The sequence below is a fragment of the Echinicola sediminis genome, assembly GCF_054777495.1.
On sequence record NZ_BAAHAP010000032.1, the window covers coordinates 1 to 17,055 of the forward strand.

The 17,055-nt window shown below is 43.9% G+C and carries 8 protein-coding genes; 1 reads left to right on the top strand and 7 read right to left on the bottom strand.

The annotated features are described in order from the left end of the window. Positions 1-211: 211 nt before the first annotated feature. Complete coding sequence (locus tag ACYVAA_RS10320; RefSeq protein WP_460541241.1) at positions 212-1,627, top strand: sulfatase family protein; 1,416 nt, start codon at positions 212-214, stop codon at positions 1,625-1,627. A 77-nt stretch (positions 1,628-1,704) separates the two neighbouring features. On the opposite strand, the gene ACYVAA_RS10325 is transcribed toward ACYVAA_RS10320, so the two are convergent. The 7 genes from ACYVAA_RS10325 to ACYVAA_RS10355 form a co-directional block, all read right to left on the bottom strand. Then, positions 1,705-2,910: a DUF4998 domain-containing protein gene (locus ACYVAA_RS10325; RefSeq protein ID WP_460541243.1), complete on the bottom strand. Its 1,206-nt coding sequence runs from the start codon at positions 2,908-2,910 to the stop codon at positions 1,705-1,707. Positions 2,911-2,912: 2 nt separating this feature from the next. Further along, a complete protein-coding gene (locus tag ACYVAA_RS10330) occupies positions 2,913-4,124 on the bottom strand; it encodes a DUF5000 domain-containing lipoprotein (protein ID WP_460541245.1) in 1,212 nt (403 codons plus the stop codon). 31 nt (positions 4,125-4,155) lie between these two features. Further along, the gene (locus ACYVAA_RS10335; protein WP_460541247.1) at positions 4,156-6,060 is read right to left on the bottom strand and encodes a RagB/SusD family nutrient uptake outer membrane protein; all 1,905 of its coding nucleotides are present in this window, start codon (positions 6,058-6,060) and stop codon (positions 4,156-4,158) included. 16 nt (positions 6,061-6,076) lie between these two features. Continuing rightward, complete coding sequence (locus tag ACYVAA_RS10340) at positions 6,077-9,601, bottom strand: SusC/RagA family TonB-linked outer membrane protein (RefSeq protein ID WP_460541249.1); 3,525 nt, start codon at positions 9,599-9,601, stop codon at positions 6,077-6,079. A gap of 38 nt (positions 9,602-9,639) precedes the next feature. Further along, on the bottom strand, positions 9,640-10,689 hold the full coding sequence (locus tag ACYVAA_RS10345) for a FecR family protein (RefSeq protein ID WP_460541251.1): 1,050 nt from the start codon (positions 10,687-10,689) through the stop codon (positions 9,640-9,642). A gap of 442 nt (positions 10,690-11,131) precedes the next feature. Then, positions 11,132-11,776, bottom strand: a complete 645-nt coding sequence (locus ACYVAA_RS10350; protein ID WP_460541254.1) for an RNA polymerase sigma factor — start codon at positions 11,774-11,776, stop codon at positions 11,132-11,134. 361 nt (positions 11,777-12,137) lie between these two features. Beyond that, positions 12,138-16,676, bottom strand: coding sequence for a CBM96 family carbohydrate-binding protein (locus ACYVAA_RS10355; protein ID WP_460541256.1), 4,539 nt, complete (start codon positions 16,674-16,676; stop codon positions 12,138-12,140). Between the last annotated feature and the right edge of the window lie 379 nt (positions 16,677-17,055).

The following is a 17,055-nucleotide window of genomic DNA, read 5'->3' on the forward strand; positions in this document are numbered from 1 at the left end:
TTAGCAAACCATCTCTCACAGAATGCACAGAATCCCACAGAAAAGATTTTTAATTCCGTGTAATTCTGTGGAATCCGTGAGAAATAAATTTACTGGTGTAATTACAGATAATCGTATACTTTTAAAAAGAGAAATCCGCCTTTCATCCCCCGCCCTACATTCTTTCGTTTAATTTTTATTAATTTGGAAAATCAAAAGAAATTGAAATAAAATGAGATTAATCAACCTAAGACCATTTCCCCTATTTTCGCTGCTACTTAGTGTCACCCTTGCCTTCAATTGCCTGGCCCAGCAAACCGGCAAAAAACCTAATATCATAATTATCCTCGCCGATGACCTTGGCTATTCCGATGTCGGCTTCAATGGCTCCAAGGACATTCCTACGCCAAACATAGACCGCATAGCCCAAAATGGCACCAAGTTCACCAATGGCTATGTAAGCTTTGCGGTTTGTGGTCCCAGTCGTGCCGGCCTGATCACCGGAAGGTATCAGGGGCGATTCGGCTTTAGCCGCAATCCCCTGTTTGCTCCGAACGATCCCAACCAAGGCCTTCCTTTGAGTGAAGAAACCATGGCATCTGCTCTGGAAAGAGGAGGTTATAAAAGCATGGCATTGGGAAAATGGCACCTTGGCGCCCATAAAACACAAAGACCCTTGGAAAGGGGATTCACTGAGTTTTATGGTTTTCTGACCGGAGGCCACCATTATTTACCGGAGAAGCTTACCTTAAATGACATTTCAGAGGTAAATTCCCAATACGCCGCATACAGCACCAAGTTGTTGAAAAACAATTCAAGGGTTGAGCTCAATGAATACCTGACCGATGCGCTGTCAAGGGAGGCAGCAGAGTTTATCGAGCGCTCCAAAGACGATCCCTTTTTCATTTACCTGGCCTACAACGCCCCGCACACGCCCCTTGAGGCCACGGAAAAATACCTCTCCCGCTTTGATCACATCAAGGACAAAAAAAGAAAAACCTACGCTGCCATGGTAAGTGCCATGGATGACGGTGTGGGACAAGTACTGGACAAACTGGAAGAGCTCGACATCAATGATAACACGCTGGTATTTTTCCTATCTGACAATGGTGGCCCTGAGCCTCATAACGGTTCTGACAACGGCCCCTTGCGGGGAGAGAAAGGCTGGCTTTGGGAAGGAGGGATTCGGGTACCTTTTGCTGTACAATGGCCCGGTACCATTCCCGCTGGTCAAACCTATGAGCACCCTGTCATTTCTTTGGATATCTTTGCCACAGCGGCTGCACTGGCAGATATCAAACCAAAAAATGAACTCGATGGCAAGAACTTAGTCCCTTATCTTACGGGCAATAAAAGGAAGGCGCCTCACAAAGAACTTTATTGGAGAAATCATAACCGGAAGGCCTACGCACTCCGTAAAGGTGATTATAAGCTGGTAAACGTGGACGGAAAACAGGAGTTGCTTTTCAATGTCTCCGCGGATATCGGAGAGACCAACCCATTAACAGATCCCAAAAAATCCAAACCCTTTTACAAAAAGGTTAACCAATGGATACAAACCTTGATGGACCCGGTTTTCTTGGGATTAAGCCAAGGTAAAGAATATAATGAGCAGCATCCAGACCGTTTTGATCTGGAAAAATACTAAAGCTTGCATCAAATAAATCGACCAAGCTGGAGCTGGCTCCTACTTGGTCGATTTGTTTTAATCCTTTTGCCCGTCAGTTATTTTCCCCAAAAAGTGAACTCGTTGAAATTGGCTTCACTGCCTCCACCGATGGAAGAAATCCCCACTATTCGCACATAACGATATTTTGATCCATTTTCCTGGATACTTTGCTTAAAGGACTTTTGGGTATTTCCATTTACATCAAGCAGCTTGACCCATCCCTTTGCAGCGGCTTCTTCTTCCCACTCTTCCAGGGAGATATCGTCTATATCAGTAGTCGTTGCATTCGCCAGATCATTGGTCGCCCAGATCTGGTAATTTCCAGGACTACGCTCTCCACAGCATTCTGGCCGCTCATCCAGTCCGAACCTGGAAACAGCTTGGGCAGACCCCAAATCAAAACTCATTACCCAAGGGTATTTGTCTGCCGGGTCATCGCAGCTGTGCCAGTAACCCGTGCTTACCGAACCATCAAACAACCTTTCATAGGAGGAGCCATAGCAACCGCCCGATGCATCTCCTGGTAAACGCAAAGCAGCTATCTTTGATTTGTCCAACATGAACTCATCAGGAAAAGAGGACTGGGTCGGATTGGCCTCAAAATCTTCAATGGCAGTTATAGTGGGACGGTAGGTACTTTTCAATGACAACATCCCTCCCCTTTTATAATCTTCCAAGGTAGTCTGTGTTACTTCATTGGGAATTGCCAATTCCTGCATGTTTCCCTCCACGTCCTCATAGGTCAACCTGGTTTCCAAAATACTTTCAGAAGCTGAAGCCCAATGTATAAGGGCTTTGTCCGCATAAGCCTCTATTTTGGCTATTCCCCTATTGATCAGACCGGACTTGTATTTCTCTCCATACACCCTGGCCGGCACCTCCACCCTGACAGACTGATTTTCATTTTCATCCATCAGAAACAGTCCAAAGGTATACTCCCCTTCATCCAGATCAAGATCAAAGGAAATTGTATCCTTTCCGCTTTTGCTGCGGCTGACCTCAAATTCATGAAAGACAGTCTCATCATTGGTTTTCAGGATTCCTTTTGAAATTTTGGGGTCAGCATTGATGGCCACCCAAAAACGAAGTTTGTTATAGCCTTCCCCTATCAATACCGAATCCGCCTTCCCGACATACACCGTCTCTCCTTCCAAAACAAATTCGTTATAGGTTTCTTTGGTAGTTTCGCAGGACAAGATCAAAAGGATAGTCATGCAGAAACAAGACCATATTGTGAACTTAAATTTTTCTATTCTTTTCATAATCATTCTACGATTTGTCCCCAAAAATTCAATTCCATGATGTGCATAAATTTGCCCGTAGACCAGGATTCTTTATTGACGAACCTGATATACCGAACAGCAGGTGCATCTATGGGGAATTCAAACTCTTCTCCTCTTGCTGCCTGGGCTTGATCTTCTGCACTGTTACTTCCCAAAGGTCCTCCGGATGGTTTCAGCACTTCACCATCTTCCACCAGTTTTGCCCAGCCATCAAATGAAGTCCCATTATCCGCAGGAATTTCATCAATTCCCCACACATCAAAATGCCTTGGATTGCCATGGGTAAACTCCCATCCTCCCCTTCTTTGCCAAAACTTAAACCTGCTCAACTTAGCTTTTACCCCGAGGTCCATGGTAAACATATGGTATCCTTCGGAATAGGGGGGCACAATGGCACCGGGATTACCCTGGGCAGTATGAAAACCCGAACCATCTATTGATCCATTCCACATATTGGACTTGATCCATCCAAAAGCATCCCGCTCGTCGCCGTCCAGAAACACATCTCCAAAGTTTTCTATGCTAAGAAAAACTTCCTCCAGCGGTGTGATTTCCTTTTCAAACGTCTCGGTTTTATTATCCCACCTGTCTATTGCGGCCACTCCGAAGTTCATTGCCGAAGGAGGAAAGCCCCTGAAAGTATGATAGTTCCTTTGATCATCGCTGATAAAGGCAGATTGACTGTAAATAAGGTTTCCGCTTTCATCCGAAGCATATAGTAATATTTCTGCTGCAACTTTTTCCTCATTGTTGTACCGTAACCTTACTCCTCCAAAGTCCTCGCTCAATTGGAAGCTGGAGTAAAGTTTGTCTATCGGGGCAGTTTCCGGAGTAATACTTACCGAAACAGGTGCCGATTTATTATTGCTTCTGTCCACGACGACGAGATCAACCTCCTGGGGCTTTACCTCCCTGAGACCTTCTACCGTCACATAGTTTTTGAATATGGAAGATTTAGCGGTCACTTCTTTCCCATTATCCAAATGATAAGTAGCCTCGATCATAAGCGCATCTTCATCTTTTGGTATCTCATACGCTATTTTAGCCCCCCCGGGGAGATTGGTCACCACCACTTCGGTAATGGTCCCGGGAGGAATCGAATCACCTATCAAAGGTCCCCTGTCTTCTTCCTCACAGGAAGAAAACGCCAGTCCAAAACACAGTAGGATATGATATGCTTTTATATTTTTCATTTCAGTCATTTTTAGGTCCATAATTGATCGGTTACCAGCCAGGGTTCTGCACCAGGTTGGAGTTGGCTATCAGGTCTTCTTCTGCTATCGGCCAGAAATAATCCCTGTTCAAAAATTTGTAGGTACCCACTGTAATCACATTATAGTAAGTGTCTGTAGTTTCCCCTTCTATATTCCAGGCCTTAATGTCACTGTTCAAAAACTCCGGTGCCCGCTTCCACCTTCTCAAGTCCCAAAACCTAACTCCTTCAAAAACCAGCTCTATCATCCGCTCGTCCTGAATAATTTCCCGCATTCCTTCTTTAGTCGTCGGTTTGTTCGGATCGGTGGAATGGTCCTGCCAAGATTGCAAGACACCTTCCAGTCCTGCCCGTTCCCGTACTTTATCCACCCATTCATAAGACATGGCAGGGCCGCTGGATTCATTTAGTGCCTCGGCATACATCAAGTAAAGATCTGCTAAACGGACGATGGGGAAGGGATATGACCTGGCTGTATATCCGGAACCGGAAGTTCGCTGCACATTTTCATAATAGACCATTTTTTTGGCCCAATACCCACTTTGGGACCATCTATTGGCATCCTGTCTTCCTGCCTTTTCTCCTTTTTTCCCTTCCACTATCAAGGCATTATCATCGTCTTTTACCCCATGGCCAAACCATACACCGCCATCAAAGCCCAATGAAGCATAGAATCTTGGTTCCCTGTTCAAATTCAACTTTGCCGTTTCGAAACCTACTTTTACATAATGCCTATGTGCCGCATCTGCCTCCGCCACTTTATACCGGTTGGCATAATCATAATTTTTATCTTCATCAATTGGCACTCCGTTTTGAGAATAAAACATCTCGGCAATTCTTAAAGGAGGTGACCACCACGATTGGGTGCTTTCCCTGTTTTCTGCGGTAAGGCCGGGAGCAATTTTTGCCTGTGCCCAACTTTGAAAGCCACCCGAAACCTGGCTGTTGGAAGCGCCCCAAATAATCTCTTCGTTCCATCTTTCTGTCATACTTCCTCTGATACTAAGTTTGGTGATGGTGGAATCTGACCATGCTGCTCCCCCCTGATCAAACTTGTACAAAACATGCCCCGCTTCATGGGCAAGGTCAATGGCCTCCTTACAGGCCTCAGCTGCCTTTGTCCACTTACCTTCGTCGTATGTACTGCTGATCAACTGGGTGCCGTCTTTGTCTTTGAAACTGCCATAATCATTATTCCCGTTGAACAGGGGACTTGCAGTCATTACCAAAACCCTGGCCTTTATGGACGCCGCAATGGGGGATGTCACCCTCCCCAATTCCAATCCAGTATCTTGAATTATCAAGGGGAGGCCTGCTATTGCTTCATCCAAAAGCTCTACGATATAGTTAGCCACATCATCTACAGGCTCTCTTTTTACCCTTACAGCTTCTACCCCACTGCTGACCTCTATATTCTCCCTGATGATGGGAATGGGGCCATACATCCGCAGTAAATAAAAGTGAAAATAGGCTTTTAAAAATTTGGCTTCCGCTTCCCACCGTCTTCTTTCATCCTCTGTAAGGTCAAAGGGCTTGTCCAGGTTCTCCAGGAAAATATTACAATCCCTCAAGGCAATGAACAGGTTTTTAACCGTACCTCTATTTCCCCAATAACCCAAATCAGGCGAAATAACGTTTTGACCTCCCCGGGATATTCTCCTGCTTGCCCAGTTTCTGGAAACATTGTCATTTACCGAAACCTCATCCCCTGCGGCCAAAGCCGGATTGGAAGTGCCGGCATAGGGCGGCAAATAGCCATATAGTGTGGCCAAAAACCTTAAGGCATTCTCCCTTGTTTCGAAAGCATCCTCTATTACGGCAATATTGTCAGGTACCACATCCAGGTAATCTCCACATCCTGTAACAGAGAAAAACAGGCTTATACTTGCTATGTATTTTATAATTCTATTTTTCATTTCTTTCTTCTCTTGATTAAAATCCAATATGAACCCCTAAATTCACCACGCGCTGCAGCGGATAATTCAACCCGTTACCTTTCAGCTCTGGATCCCACAGGTCAAACATGCTCCAGGTAAACAGGTTGGTACCTGTGGCATAAACCCTGAGATTGGTCATTCCCAACTTGTTCTTAGGTTTTTTAAGCAGGTTATAACCCAGTTCAAGCTGCTTAAGCCTCAAAAAAGAACCATTCCTTAACCACCAGGTACTTGTTTGGACATTATTTGAAATCACATTGGTAGATAGCCGTGGCCATAATGCATAGATATCCCTGTTTTCTTCGGACCAATGGCTGTCCGCATAGGCCTGGAGCATTCCGTTTTCACTCAGCACCCCTGAAGCTGAAGAACTTAGCCCTGCGGATTGTACTGAATTGATGAATGGTCCGGTAGTGATCGGATCGATGAAAAATGACACCCCGTCAAGCCCCTGAAAGAACACGTTGATATCAAACCGTTTGTAGCCTGCAGAAAAACCGAACCCATAGGTAATTTTTGGAATTTCAGGCTTCCCGATCGGTGCCTGGTCCAATTCGGTTATCACCCCGTCCTTATTGAGGTCTTTGTACTTGATGTCTCCTCCTCCATAATCTACTCCGGGGGTTCCAAACTGGGTCGGAGAGTTTACCGCTTCCTCATCATCTACAAAAAGTCGCTCGGCAATATAGCCCTGTCTTACCGATACATTATTGCCGATTCTTGATCGCCACGGAGCCCCTACTTCACTAAAATTGGGTTCTTCATAAACCAAAAACTCATTGTCCGAATAGGTAAAGGTCCCTCTTCCTATCACCCAAAAGTCGTTGGTAAAATAATGGTTGATATCAATGGATGCATCTATTCCCTTGGAGAGGACTTCTCCTACATTGGTCTTCAAAGCTGCCTGCAGTCCAAGGGTAGAAGGTATATCTGCCCTGTTTTGTAATATGCTGGTTCTTTTCTCTTTAAAGGCATCTACCCTAAACTGAACAGCATCATCGTATAGATTCAATTCCAAACCTAAATTGGCTTTTTCAGATTTCTCCCAGGTCACCATTGGATTGGCATAGCGGTTGATCGACACCCCGGGGATGAACTGATTAAGTTCTTTTCCAAAAGTTGCTCCGGCACCACCACTGCTTATGTTTACTTCCGACAGGTAGAAAAAGCGGTCATTTCTGGTATCGCCGATCCTATCATTTCCTACAAAACCATAAGAGCCTCTAAGTTTTAACCTACTGATCGTCGGAGACATATCGCTAAAAAACTGCTCATTTGAAATCAACCAGCCCAAGCCAAAGGAAGGGAAGAACCCATAGCGGTTGTTTCTGGCAAATCTTTCAGAACCATTGTATCCAAAATTAAACTCTGCGAAATACCTGTTGTCATAATCGTAATTGTACCTTCCGGAGATCCCTAAGTTTCTACTTGGAAGCGACAGCTGTACAGAGTTGGCGTTGCCATCCAAATAGTCACGGGCAATCATTACGACCAAACCTCCAACAGTATGTTTCTCAAATGACCGGTTATAATGCAGGGCCGATTCCATGTACAGAACAGAGTTGTTGGTACGTTCTCCCGGCAAAAGCTCCAAGGATTCGTTCCCGGACCCCAAAGCTGTTCTGACCAGTTTGTATTCTTCCGTAAAAGGGTCAAAAGTGGAAAGTCTATAGAAGTAAGGGGAATACCCTCGTTTGTTTTCGAAGAAAGAAGTAGTATTCACATTACCCAATATTCTTGCGCTCAAGCCTGGGGTAAAAGCATCCAACTTTTGCTTGAATTCCAGCTGAACCAGGGACAATTGGCGTCTTGTATCCCTGTAACCACGCTGTAATTCTGCATAGGGATTAAACCATACAGGAACAGAGCTGTCGTCCCCTCCGGATGCTGATTGCCCCCTTGGAGGCAAACCATTCCCGAAAAGGATATGTGGCACTCCCTCCAGGCTTGGATCAGGCTCGTAAACCGCCGGAAAACGCGTTGGACTTGTCCTTACTGCAGCATTGTAAATGGCATTCCCTCCCTGAAGCGGTCCACGGTAATCATCGATGGTCGAGTGCAAACGTACGATCATTTCCGTGTTTTTATGAAGATCAATGTTCACGTTGGAGCGCAAAAGGTATTTCTTCAGATCGATGCCATTGGTAAAATTATTGGACTTGTCCGCTTTCATCAGGCCGTTGTCCTTATTAAAGGAGCCCGCTACATAATACCTTACTTTTTTTCCTCCCCCACGCACGTTCAAATTCACCCTAGTGGTATTGGCATAATCCCTAAATAAAGTCTTGTACCAGTCGGTGGCAGGATAAATATTGGGATTTCCCCCTCTGATAGTTCCTGCGATCTGTTCCTCGGTAAATGTAGCAAAGTCCCCTCGTGTCCTGTTGGCCTCGTTCTGTAAACGCATGTGGGTGACCGGATCAGCAAGGTCCACAAGTCCTGTGGGCTGACTGAAAGAGGTTTCCATTCTAAGGTTGACTACCGCTGGGCCTTCTTCCCCGGTCTTGGTAGTCACGAGTATGATCCCGTTTGCTCCCCTGGCACCATAAATTGCCGTAGTGGTCGGATCCTTCAAAACAGAAAAACTCTCAATATCATCAGGTTGTAACCTGGCCAAATCGTCCACGGTAAGCTCCACCCCGTCTATAAGGATCAATGGACCATTTTGGTTATTAAAAGAAGCTACTCCCCTTACAAAAAACTGGGCATTATCGGCACCGGGCTCTCCACTGGTCTGATAAGAAACCAAACCGGCCACCCTACCTGCCAATGAGGTGGTCAGGTTACTGGATGGGATTTTCAGCTCTGATGGTTTTACTGAAGTCATTGCCCCCACCACACTTTCCTTTTTCTGGGTACCAAAGCCTACAATCACCACTTCATCCAAGCCTTGGGTATCTTCCTCCATCACCACATTGATGACCGACTGCTGGCCTACAGGCACCTCAATGGTCTCATATCCTACAAAGCTAAAAATCAGGACGGCTTGATCGTCGGGAACAGAGATCTCAAAGTTGCCATCAATATCTGTAATCTTCACCAGCTCACTCCCCTTCAGCCTTACGGTTACCCCCGGCAAGCCTAAGGGGTCATCCTGCGGTGTGACTTTTCCCTTGACAGTCCTATCGACCACGGAAACTTCCACTGCAGGTCCCTTACTGTTGTTATTGACATTGATGACATTATTTACCTGAAGAAACTTTACCTTACCCTGTGCCGAAAGCTCCAAAAGGATATCGGTCAAAGTGGTCTCGCTTCTTTCCACCGAAACTTTCTTCCCTACATCAATGATCTTCTCGTCATAAAAAAAATTAAAGTCCGTTTTGGATTCAATCGTCTGGAAAACTTTTTTCAAAGGACTGTCTTTTTCATGCAGACTCAGTTTCACCTTGTTCATGTCCAAGCTTCCTTGCTCCTTGTCTGAACCTGAACCTGCAAAAACTGACCCTACCAGAAAAGTCCCCGCCAAAACCAAGCACGTCCGCAAACGTTTGCAGAACTTAGGTACATTTTTCCTCATAGCACTTTTTTTTTTGGTTATAGATTGGATTTAATCGTTTATAGCTTGATGATCACCTGATCATTATTGAGCTCATATTGGATATTTCTTGCGTAGCTGATCCCTTTAAGGACATTCTCCAGACTCTCGTTAATAAACACCCCGCTCACTCTCCAGCTGTCATTCACCTCTCCTGTCACCGATATGTTTACATCGTACCAGCGCTCCAGCATGGCAACCAGCTCATTGAGATCGGTCTTGTTGAACACCAATTGGCCGTCTTTCCACCCAAACTCCTTCCCATAATCAAAATTTGATTTCTTGGACTTTTCAAAGCGCTGACGTACCGCCAGCATTTCTCCCGGTTTTAGGTAAAAGGGAATAGTAGGTTCGGTGACCTGACTCGGATAAACCGAAACCAGTCCCCTTTCCAAGGCCACGCTCACCTGTTCCGCAGGGTAAGCGCTGACATTGAAAGCCGTACCATGAACTTGGGTGATGACTTCTCCTGAGCGGACCAAAAATGATCGTAAAGAATCATGGCTGACATCAAAATATGCCTCCCCTTCTAAAAACACTTCCCTGATTTTCCCTTTGAAGTCCGTAGAATAACTTAAGCTACTGGCCGAATTGAGGGTCACCTTGGTTTTGTCCGGAAGATAAAAACTGGTCTTCTGTCCCCTGGGATTACTTTTGGTAATGAACGCTACTTTGGGGGAACAGCTTCCAGAATCAGAAACAGAAAATGACGAGTAGAGGAAAGTTGCCATCAATACCAACACTACAGAAGCCGCCACCAGTTTATACATTGTTGGAAGGAACCTTTCAACGGGAACTCTCCTTTCTTTGCCCAGCTTATAATACGGACTGGTTTTCTCTCTGAGAATCTCGTCCAGTATTTCCTCTTTCCTGTTCCCTATACCAGGCTCACTCTTATAATTGATGCGCTCAATTATCCCTCTGGCCATATTGTACTGGTCATGACTCTCAGGATGCTTTCTCAACCACTCCTTCCAAAACAATTCGCTTTCCTCTGTGGGATTCTTTACCCAGTTCACAAAATATTTGTTGGATAAAAAATACGCTATGTCGTATTTAAGCTTTTTCAATTTTTCTTGTCTTTCCCTCTAGACAAGAATTCATCAGAAATGACATCATATTTTTTAAAAAAAATATTCAAAAACAATTCAAACAACTGAAAAACAACCAATTAAAAACACCCTAATAGAAATACGATCATCCATAATTACACCTGCGAGCTAACTCATTTTCTTATCGCCTCCATCAAATGCCCCAAAAACGAATGCTCCAAAGGCCTTTAGAAGGATTTCAGTGAAGTATTTTGTTTCATTTGTACTCCGTGCAAAATTCCTGATAGTCAGATAGAAAAAAATGACGCTATATTAAAATATCGGATCTTTGGCCACCTTGAAAAACCTTGCCTAAAATCCATATACAATTCATCAAACAAAGATAACCGGATCAAAATGGCTTAGCCTTTCAGTCACTATAGATCACATAGGCCAAAAAAATCAGTTGATATAAGAAGATCTATCCCAAAAAAATCATCGTGAGGATAAATACTTTTTTGAGTTGGGCTATGATCCGGTAAATCATGTTTCTTGCAGATTTTACATGATCATAGCCCATCATTTTTTGAACTTCCTCATAACTCATCCCTTTATAAAAATAATAATAAGCTACTTCCCGCTGTTTTTCATTTAGTCCTTTCAAGGCCTTCTCCAGCTTATCTAATTTCTCTTTCTGTGATTGGTGAAGGATCAGGAGCGATTCATGTGGCGGAATAATTTCAAAATTCAATTTTTCTATATCTTCAAATGTTAAGTTTTGTTTTTTCTTCTTCAAAACATTAAAGAGCCTTCTTTTTAGTGCTTGGAATAAAAAGAGCCTTATTGAATTTTTAATTTCAGGCAGCTTTTCCCTTTTGTGCCTCAAATCAATAAACATATCCTGAATACAATCCTCTACCAAATTAAGGGGGGCGAACTGTACCCCAAAATGGCATAAACTTTCAAAACTCTCTTTGTAGATTTGAACAAAAGCACTTTCGTCTCCTTCCCTAAACTTATTCCAAAGCAGCTTATCATCCTTATCAAAGTAGTGGGGATACCCCTCCTTCTGGACCAATACCCTCCTCCCTTGTTCTTCAATTTCGAATACCTTGGAACTTCCCATAAATGTCTATTGCCTAAAAGAATGATTGATTACAAATCTTTACTAAAAAAACATCCCACCCCCTCACGGAACAAAAACACCACTAAACCGCACAAAAACCGTAAATAATTCTAAACAACTATCAATATATAAAACGAAAAAATAAAAAAACTGCGCCTCAACGAAAAAAACCATCGTTATGTAAATATCCTCATAGGATTGGCAAAAATAAGATCAGGAGAAGCCACAATAAAGTGCCCCTTCTGGTGTTTCCCATAAAGACCAACTAAAGATCCTCTACTATCCCCATTTAAAACAAAAAGGAGTGAAAAATTTCACCCCTTTTTGCTCTTAAAGTACTGGTTAAAAAAACCATTACCTATTACCGTCTTTTGATGGCTTTTTTAATTTCAACAAAACCATCCCCTATTACTTTCAAGTAGTACATTCCATTTCTATAGCCACTAAGATCCAGTTGGTACTCATTGGTATCCAATCCAGTTGTTTCCAACACCACTTCTCCCCTGTGATTCTGTATGATCAGCGTGTGAAAGGACTGATCTGTCTTGATAGTGGCCATCCCTGCCAATGGGTTAGGATACAGCAACACTTTAGGATTGGGCAAATCTTTCCCCTCCAATCCTTTGGGGGTTTTACCTGTATCCTCGGTCATCGATTCTGAATTCTCCTCTTCAAAAACCAAAAGCTTAGGTCTATAATCACTGTCGCTATCCTCCTTGGAGGCAAATTGGGCGTCAGTGGTACTTCCTGTAACCGTCGAGTTAATCCTTATCGAAAACCAGTTCCCCACTTCTCGCGCATCCAACACTTCATTGGTAATCGGCAAATAAACAACACTTCCCGCTACGGCTCCTGGAATTTCACCTATTTTGTCCCCAACAGCCGGCTTGGAAGCATAAGTTATGGTGCTTTCTGACCAGGTACTATCCCCCACCTGATAAAACTCCCAATTGGTATCTGTAACCGTCGTATTGGCATGTTTTACATATAACTTTAAGACCACGCTATCCATACTTTCAGGCAGTTGACCGATATCAAATTTCAAAAATGCCTCTCTTAAATAGCTGGGGCCATCCTTTTTAACCTGTAGACTCGATGAGGAATAATTGTTAGTTGAATAAGTCCCCCCTCTGACAAAAGCATCATCGGTGGGTTCATACTCCAGTGGGTTTTCTTCTTCCTCTAATGCTGAAACATAGGGAATCAATTGTGGCCTGAACTCCTCATTTTCATCTTCTCTTGGAGCAAACCGGGCATCTGTTTCACCTCCCAGTACCGTTGAGCTCAACCTTAAGGATAACCAATTCCCCGTAGCTATTTCATTTAAAACCGAATCTGAAATGGTTTGATAAATATATGACCCTGCCCCGACTCCCGGGACTTCACCTATTTTGCTGCCTCCCGTAGGCCTGCTGGCATAAGTAATGACTGTTTCTGACCAAGTACTGTCGTTCACGGCAAAAATCTCCCATGAAGTGTTCCCTATATCAGTATTAGCGCCCAAGACATACATCCTTAACTGGACACTATCCAGATCAGCAGGTAACTCCCGAAGATCGAATTTCACATAGGCCTCCCGGTCATACGATCCATTGCCCTTTTTAACAAACAAGTCTTCAGTGGGGTAATTGTCATGCTCATATTGTCCCCCACGCACATAGGCATCAGCCACAGCTTCTGCACCCAACGGAACATCGGCCTCAGGAGCCTGTTGGGCAATTAACTGGGGCCTAATAGTTATTTCCCCTTCCTCTCTAGAGGCAAACTGGGCATCTGTATTGCCTCCATGTACCGTGGAAATTATTTTTAAGGAGAAGACAGCATCCCCTTCAGATTTGGCCTCCAATACAGCATCTGAAATGTCCAACTGAATATAATTCCCCGCAGCCACACCTTGCATCTCGCCCAATTTATCCCCCGCTGCCGGTTTATTGAGGTAGGTAATTCCCGTTTCTGTCCATGAATTATCATTCACCTTATAAAACTCCCAACTCGTATCGGTGACCGTCGTATTGGCATGTTTCACATACAATCTTACCCATACACTATCCGTCCTCTCTGGAAGATCAGTGATATCAAATTTAAGATAAGACTCCCGGTCGTAAGAGCCATTCCCCTTTTTGACCACCAAATTTCCAGTGGAGAAATTATCTCCATCATATGTCCCTCCCCTTACATAAGCATCCGCTATGGCTTCAAAAGCAGCGGTCTGGGGAATTTCAATAGCTTCATGCACGATTAGCTGAGGCTTTTTGTAAATATCTGTTTCTTCCCGAGAGGCAAACTGGGCATCTGTATTGCCTCCATGTACTGTGGAAATTATTTTTAAGGAGAAGGCACCATTCCCTTCGGATTTCGCTGCCAATACGGCATCTGAAATGTCCAACTGAATATAATTCCCCGCTGCCACACCTTGCATCTCGCCCAATTTATCCCCCGCTGCCGGTTTATTGAGGTAGGTAATTCCCGTTTCTGTCCATGAATTATCATCCACCTTATAAAACTCCCAACTCGTATCGGTGACCGTCGTATTGGCATGTTTCACATACAATCTTACCCATACACTATCCGTCCTTTCCGGAAGATCGGTGATATCAAATTTAACATAAGACTCCCGGTCATAAGAGCCATTGCCCTTTTTCACTACCAATGTTCCGGTAGGGAAGTTGTCCCCTTCATAGGCTCCTCCTCTCACATAAGCATCAGCTATGGCAACAGAACCTGTAGGAAACTCCACCTCCACATATTCAGGTGAATTATTATCCACAGTACCTGACACGGTACTTCCTGCCATCAATCCGGAAGGGAATTCCAAATCCAACATTTTCATACCATCAAACCCATTGACTTCCAAACCGATGCGCACAGTTGCACCGGAACTTTGAGTCGGTTCAGCAGCAAAGATTTCCACTTGCCCGGAGGATACACCCTTGAGCTGTAATACCACAGGCTTATCCACTTTCACTTTTACCCCTTCCGCTTCAAAAGTTCCTGCTTTATAATAGATCATCTGCCAAATATCCAGGGTGGCATGCTTTACTACCTGAACGGAATCTGTATTCGCCAAAACGGCAATGTTGTTGGGATTATAATTGGACATTTCTGCCGCATTGCTTATCCCCGGCACTACGATGTATTCATAGCTGTCATTCGCTGGCGACACACCATGATCAATCCATAACTTAAACACCTCCTTGCTTATCGGGTCAGCACTTGAATAATAACTATGGTTGATATCATATGAATTACCGGTCTGCACGTCATTGCTTAAGCGGATATTGCCTCCTTGGGGAAAAACGTAAGCTACGGAATCATGCCATACCCAATCCAAACCATTGCTATAATCATGGAATCCCTCTGATAAGGATTGTGTGGTTCCATTTTCTGACACCATCACCTCCCCATCCAGTAAAGACTGATTCATGGTAGTATTGATCTTTTCACTAGCCGAAGAAGTAATACCCGCTCCAAGGCACACAACTTCATTATCAAAGAAAAACCAGCCTTTCTTGGCTTGGGTATTATAATCGTTCATCGCAAACACGTTGGCACCATACACTCCGTCGGAAACCCCGCCGACAAAAGTGGACTTGCCAGGATTAGTCCCCCAAGATGACCGGGTGGGATAATTCGTAATTTCCGGAACCGTCGTCCCCGGTAGTTTATTCCATTCCCAGGCAGGAAAAATATTATAATACTCGTCCCCATTTACCGCGATATAGGTAACGCCCTCCGTCAAATAGGTACCTTTTAAATTCTCTCCATTTCCCATTTCAGATTTCATTGTTCTGGTAGAAACGGTTCTTAAGCCAAACATATATCCAGGCCGGTGATGCACGGCATAATCTGTGTTCCAATAATTGAAATGCTCCGGCTGAACCCCAAAAGAGGGAGGTTCACTCCCGTTCATTCGGCTGATTACAGTATCATAAAATGAAGTATAAGCAGGAAGGTCGAAAAGCTTTACTTTGTTGATATATGAAAAGATGGCCCTTCCAGTATTGGGCCTGGTAACCCCTCTTCCGAAAACGTTGAAATCCACATATCTTCCCCTGGCAGTTTTGATAAATCCATTCCTTACAAAGTTGGAAAAAATGGCTACTTTTTCCGGAGCTAGTTCATAGGAAGTTCCGGTCACGTAAATGGCAATATTTCTAATTCCCTTAATAAACTCCAGTCCATATCCGTAAATATAGAGCTGCTGGCCATGCGCGGCAAAGGATCCATCCGCCTGAATCCCTTCTCCATTAGCGACTACAATTGACTCTCCTATAAAGTCAACGGCATTCTGTAGTAAGGATTGATTTTCGGTCAAGCAGCCCCGGATGATATAGTGCTGTCCCACATCCGTTCGGTTAGACCCATTTTTTGAAGGGGAATTATAAAGCGAAACGCCTTTGGTCATTAAATTGATCAACTCATTCTCCAAGGCAGCTGAAATCCCTGCAGGAGACTTCCTTAAACAAACCAGCATCCTCCCCACCGCGTTAGGAATGGTGATGGTTCTGTAAAACCAATTGGTACTGCTCGGCTGAGGATCCAAATTCAGCCAATATTCAGAAGCCTTTATGATCCGTTCCCTCAACAAACTATCCCCGTAATAACCGCTACTGGAGCGAGAATAAGCTTTGGCCATCTGACTTAAGTTGGAAAAATGGTTTGCCGGCTTCCATCCCGTTTGGCTGGTGGAAGTATAGTCAATATCTGGCCAATATCCAGCGGTATCCAAGCTACTCAGCAAACTCCCTACCTTATCATCCAAGGCAGCGTCTGAAATATCACTTTGAAAATCATCATAGACCTGATCTATGATCTTTTCGAAATCTGATTGCTGTCCGCCGAAACTTGTTATCGACAGACAAATTAGCCCTAAGGCCAATAGATAAAACTTTAATTTCATAGTTTATAGTTTAAAGGTTAGTCTCGTATTTAACACGCTAAACCACGGAGAGTAGGCCAAAAGACCTACCGATGGTTAAAAAAAAAGCCCTTTGGGCTCACTTTATTTTAGATGCAGGGGCTATAGCTCGCCGCCTGATCGAAAATTATCAATAGTCTCTACAACTTAATAAGTAATACATTAAAATTCAAACAATCGTTTTTTTTTTAAACATAAAAAACACCATAACAAAGCTCTCTTTTCATAAAAAATCCATTTACCCGCCTTCAAAACACCTTGGTAATGATCATAAACTGAAAAATAAGGACATCCCCCTTCATTACCTTTGCATGATCAGCACCATATCATTCCCTGACGATAGGATCAAAAAATTTTAAAG

Bases quoted from the DNA above. Each gene is read 5' to 3' on its own strand.
- ACYVAA_RS10320 (WP_460541241.1), top strand. From the start codon at position 212: ATGAGATTAATCAACCTAAGACCATTTCCCCTATTTTCGCTGCTACTT.
- ACYVAA_RS10325 (WP_460541243.1), bottom strand. From the start codon at position 2,910: ATGAAAAGAATAGAAAAATTTAAGTTCACAATATGGTCTTGTTTCTGC.
- ACYVAA_RS10330 (WP_460541245.1), bottom strand. From the start codon at position 4,124: ATGAAAAATATAAAAGCATATCATATCCTACTGTGTTTTGGACTGGCG.
- ACYVAA_RS10335 (WP_460541247.1), bottom strand. From the start codon at position 6,060: ATGAAAAATAGAATTATAAAATACATAGCAAGTATAAGCCTGTTTTTC.
- ACYVAA_RS10340 (WP_460541249.1), bottom strand. From the start codon at position 9,601: ATGAGGAAAAATGTACCTAAGTTCTGCAAACGTTTGCGGACGTGCTTG.
- ACYVAA_RS10350 (WP_460541254.1), bottom strand. From the start codon at position 11,776: ATGGGAAGTTCCAAGGTATTCGAAATTGAAGAACAAGGGAGGAGGGTA.
- ACYVAA_RS10355 (WP_460541256.1), bottom strand. From the start codon at position 16,676: ATGAAATTAAAGTTTTATCTATTGGCCTTAGGGCTAATTTGTCTGTCG.